This is a genomic window from Desulfobacula sp. (genome assembly GCF_030611305.1).
In the GTDB taxonomy this organism is placed as follows: domain Bacteria; phylum Desulfobacterota; class Desulfobacteria; order Desulfobacterales; family Desulfobacteraceae; genus Desulfobacula.
In genome coordinates this window covers 1-4,832 of record NZ_JAUWQB010000147.1, presented here as the reverse complement: position 1 = coordinate 4,832, position 4,832 = coordinate 1, and the positions used below count along the sequence as shown (strand labels likewise).

Below are 4,832 nucleotides of genomic sequence, written 5' to 3'. Positions count from 1 at the left end.
TTGAATTTGAAAACATAGATATTTGGTACAATTTTTCTGAGATAACTGTTCGGACTGTTCTGGTATTGCCTGAATTACAAAAGGGCCGCTCTAATATGAGATTTTAAAAGGCTAAAAACAAAATCAGGTGAAATAGCAAATGATATGAGTGAAAAAAAATTGAAAAATTGGTTGAAATTTAATAGGGATATTATATTTCTGCTAGATTTTGAATGGTTTCAACACCCTTTTATAGTCAATATGCATATCTTTGAAATCAATGATCAGGTCATATTCCCCGGAATCCAGATGCCGTTTCACGGAAAACCCCAATTTTTTGCCCAGCATCAGCATTTGGGTATTTTCAGCCAGAACAACCCCCACAACCTGCTTTACCCCCTTGCTCTGAGAGGCCTTAAGACATAATTTGAGAAGCGATGAACCGATTCCCTTGCCCTGCCATTCATCACTGATTGCCAGTGCAAATTCCCCCAGGGTTTTATCCGCTTCAAGTATAATACGACATACCCCGACTATTTTTTTATCCTGCCCTTTTCCCATCAAAGCAACAAGCGCAATTTCCCTGTCATAATCAATCTGCGTCAATTTGATCAATGTGATTTTAGACAATTCTTTTACAGGCGAAAAAAATCGCATATAAACACTTCTTGGTGAAAGTGAATAAAAATGATCTATCAGCAAATCAGCATCACTGGGCCGAATAGGTCGGATAAAAAATTCATGCCCATTTACCGTATACTCTTTTTTTTCATACTGCCAGGGATAGGTACTGATAACTAAGTGCATGGGAGAAGGAACACGGGGCACAGAAAAAAGAACGCTGCCATCCACAGCCATTATACTGCCATTTTTAACCATTATGAGATTTATATCCAATGCCGTGATTTCCGGGAAATCCGTCACCAGCCTGCTTGTCCTTATCAATAGTTCTCCCAGCAAAGGAATACTGACCAACTCAAAATTTCTGGATCCCTTTAACATCCTTGATATTTGAGTATCTTCAATCATCTGTCTTGCCAGAAGGCGATTCAGCGGCGGCAGTCCCATTGAAGTGTTCCTGAATGCTTCGGTCAGGACACCTCCCATCCCCAAAAAAATAATCGGCCCGAAATTGGGGTCTGTTTTTGCACCAATCATCAGTTCATACTCTACTACATCAGGGACATTGACTGGAATTCCATAGGACCAAAGCAAATTTTTGATTTGAATTTCCGTAAGGCTCTGGGCGCCGTCGGCAATGGCCTTTTTTATAATATTTTCAGCTTTGGAACGATTGATGATAAGCTTTGTGTCTGTTCGGACAGGAATTTCCAATAAAGTTTCAATATTACGGCCATATTGATAAAGATTTTTAAAGCCCCTGGCCGTCCGCTCCGGAAGATCATAGGTAACGATACTGGCCGGATCAACCACATTGGTTATAATCTTAAGCTCCGGGCCGGAAGGACGATTCAGTTTTGCCAGAAATTCGGAACAATCCAACAATTCTTCAAGTTCAGTAACCCGTAAAATTCCAGCCCGCCGAAACGCTGCATCAAAAACAGCATCTTCACCCCCCGGAGCACCAGCATAAAATGCAGCGACACTGGCTTTGGATCTGCCTGGTTTCAATACAATAATGGGTTTCACACGAGAAACCGATCGTGCAGCACTCATGAAATTTCGAATATTGGTAATCTTCTCGATATACAGGGCAATGGTTTTCACAGAATTCAAGGAACCCCAATAATCGATCATATCTGCCACATCAACATCTATCATCGAACCCAGGTTGACAAAATGGCTGAACCCAATTTTTTCACAATCAGCAAAGTCTAAAACAGAGGTACAGATATCGGCACTCTGGGAAAGAAAGGCTGTTTTCCCCGGCAAAGGGAATAAATGGGCAACACTTGCGTTAAACGCCTTTGAGGTATTGACAATCCCCAAACAATTGGGGCCAATAATACGCAGATTGTATTTTCGGGCCTTTTCCAAAATTTTGGCTTCAATCGCTCGCCCTTTTTCTCCGGTCTCCCTGCCGCTGGAAGATATGATAACCACGCCTGACAAACCTGCCCTGCCGCAGGATTCAACAATTTGAGGAACAAACTGTATGGATATTGCAATGACTGCCGTGTCTACATCAGATCCGATATCCTCAATACTGGCAACCGAAGACAGGCCCATGATATTTTTATACTTTGGATTAACAGGGAAAATATCTCCCCTGAAGCCATTTTTTAAAAGGTTTCTCATAATTGAGAAACCAATAGATCCCCTTTTTTCACTGGCCCCAACCACTGCCACGGATTTCGGATTGAACAGTCTGTGCAAATTGAATCCACTCATACTTTAGCTCCCTCTTTTCACCGAGAATCATCTTTTTCCTGCATTCAATTGAGGAAGGGATCAAGGGATGATCCAAACCGTCATTTTTTTGGCACCATGAATGACCTTCCAGGGCACTCGCCCGATGTCAAAATGAGCCACATCCGATCTTCCTTTTCTGCCAAAAACAATGGTATCGCAGTTCTCTTCCCTGGCTGCTTCAATAATAGCACTTGCCCGACTTTTTGCCCCTTGTATGATTTTATTCTCAATCTTTTCTCTTTTTATCCCCACAGACTCAAACTGTTTTCTAGTTTCTTCAATGACGGCTTCAATTTCTTCAAGTGCTGTCCCGATACCGCCAACTGCCACTTCCTTCTTCTTCCTTTCATCATACCCTTCGTAATCCCTGAGAACACTGCACAAAACAACCCTGCAATCTGAATTTTCAATTGTTTTGCCGACAAACTCAATCGCCCTTTTTGCCCCTTCTGACCCGTCAACGGCAAGACAAAGAGAATGATTAACCTTTTGTATTCCTGCCAGCATAACCGGGAGACAGACTGTTTTTTCAACCAGTTTTGTTGAAACGCTTCCCATGGCAAGAGGTAACAGTGATTGCATACCACCTCTTCTCCGTATTAAAAGGGCATCATATCCTTTTTGGGCTTCATCCATGATATCTCTTGCAATTCCCTTATTTCTTTCGGCTATGGTAATGCGGATAGCTTCCGGCTTAAATCCCGAGGCAATGAGCATCCTCTTTGATTTTTCCATGAATTTTTCTATTTCGGCTTTATATCCAAGTTCCCAAGCTTTCACCCGGGAAGTCGCTTTATAGCTGAAAGGCTCTTTTTTAAGATCATAATAACACTCCGGAACTTTGGTAATGATATTATGCAAAACAAGTTCCTTTTTATGAAACGGTTTAAAACTGCAAAGATATTTAATAGTTTTAAATGCTTTTTCCGATCCGTCGAGGGCCACAAGGATTTTATTTTTATTTTCAGACATTTTTATGTCTCCTTTTTATGTCTCCTTTTAAATATAGTCTTATCCCTGACACTGACGACCGAAACCGGGGAATGTCGGAAGACCTTTTCGGCAGTACTGCCAAAAAGAACCCTTGAAACGTTTCCCCTGCCCTGATTTGCCATAACAACCAGATTGATATCCTCTGTTTCGATTTCTTTCAGGATACATTCAAAAGGAATACCTGTATCAACTTTTATACTCATCATGGATTTTTCATCAAAAAAATTTTCTTTGATCAGGGCTTTCATCTTTCCACTCCTTTCTTTTTTCACCTCCTTGACATAGTCTTCCACATTGATTCCATCCGAAAAATAACTTGAAAAATAACTTGAAAAATAACTACCGACCATGTCAATTCCATTGATATCCCGCTGATTGATAACATTGAAAATAATAATTTGTGCCTGAGATCCCTTTGCAAGGTCCACAGCATACTCAAGTGTCATCAACGAATATTGTGAAAGATCAACACAGGCTAAAATTTTTTTTATTTTACTCATTACAATTCTCCTTTATTTTTTACAAACCATCCTAATTCCCCTTGACAGATCAGCCACATAAAGCAGTTCCCCTGCCCCATGGAATTTTTCGACCAGGCTGTCAAAGGTGCCATGTCCAATGTCAAATGTATGGAAAAATACTTTTCTGAACCCTTCTTCTATGTCATCGTAAGACGTCATGATGCTGCACAGCCGACCACCGCTGTTTCTAATCATATCACTTAAATTTTTTATAATACCGGGCTTGTCCGGCAGGCTAAATGCAAAAATCTGTCCTTTGTTTGAAACACCTGTAAAAGATACAAAACACCTGAAAATATCGCTTTTGGTGATGATACCTTCGATTTTGCCTGCAGTATCAATCACCGGCATTCCGGATATGCTTTTACTCAGCATGATTCCGGCAGCCTCGTCAACCGTATGATCCGACCGGATAGTGTCAACCGGCTTTGACATGACGGATTCGATTTTAACCGTATCCATGAGAGACGTAATTTCAAACTTATCCAAGGTTGTAGCATCTGAAGGAGATGCCTTTTTAATATCACCGTCAGTTACGATACCAACAAGTTTCCCATCCTTTAAAACAGGAAGCATGGAAATCACTCTTGTTTGAAATAATTTTAACGCATCATTCAAGGATTTATCGTTTTCCAAAGTAATTACAGTTCTGCTCATCCATTCCTTTATCAACATATTTCATATCCTTTGTTTTGGTGGACATAAATAACAAAAACTTTTCCTCCTATCTCCAAGTATCAGCAATTGCCGTGCCATTCTGTAAAAATGATTAAAGTCTCTTGTCTATAAGCATTTGGAACTCTATGCTTATGAGAAAAACAATCTGTTTTTCAAAAATTTTATGCGATATTCTTGCAACATGTAAAAAAAACTGACACTGATTATGGCGTCAAATAGCCAGATACAAATGTGGGTGTCATGCTGTTTGAAATTGATTAAAGCGGTATAACGCTCAAGGAATTAAAG

4 protein-coding genes are annotated in these 4,832 nt (G+C 40.3%); all 4 read right to left on the bottom strand.

Going from position 1 to position 4,832, the window contains the following annotated elements:
* Positions 1 to 201: 201 nt before the first annotated feature.
* From QAI40_RS16830 to QAI40_RS16815, 4 genes are read right to left on the bottom strand one after another with little or no spacing between them, the layout of a single operon-like run.
* Positions 202 to 2,331, bottom strand: a complete 2,130-nt coding sequence (locus QAI40_RS16830; RefSeq protein WP_299983937.1) for a bifunctional acetate--CoA ligase family protein/GNAT family N-acetyltransferase — start codon at positions 2,329 to 2,331, stop codon at positions 202 to 204.
* A gap of 60 nt (positions 2,332 to 2,391) precedes the next feature.
* Complete coding sequence (locus QAI40_RS16825; protein ID WP_299983936.1) at positions 2,392 to 3,324, bottom strand: universal stress protein; 933 nt, start codon at positions 3,322 to 3,324, stop codon at positions 2,392 to 2,394.
* 2 nt (positions 3,325 to 3,326) lie between these two features.
* Entirely contained in the window at positions 3,327 to 3,845 is a 519-nt protein-coding gene (locus QAI40_RS16820; protein ID WP_304511896.1) for a universal stress protein, read from the bottom strand.
* A gap of 12 nt (positions 3,846 to 3,857) precedes the next feature.
* The gene (locus QAI40_RS16815) at positions 3,858 to 4,523 is read right to left on the bottom strand and encodes a CBS and ACT domain-containing protein (protein WP_299983932.1); all 666 of its coding nucleotides are present in this window, start codon (positions 4,521 to 4,523) and stop codon (positions 3,858 to 3,860) included.
* Positions 4,524 to 4,832: the final 309 nt, after the last annotated feature.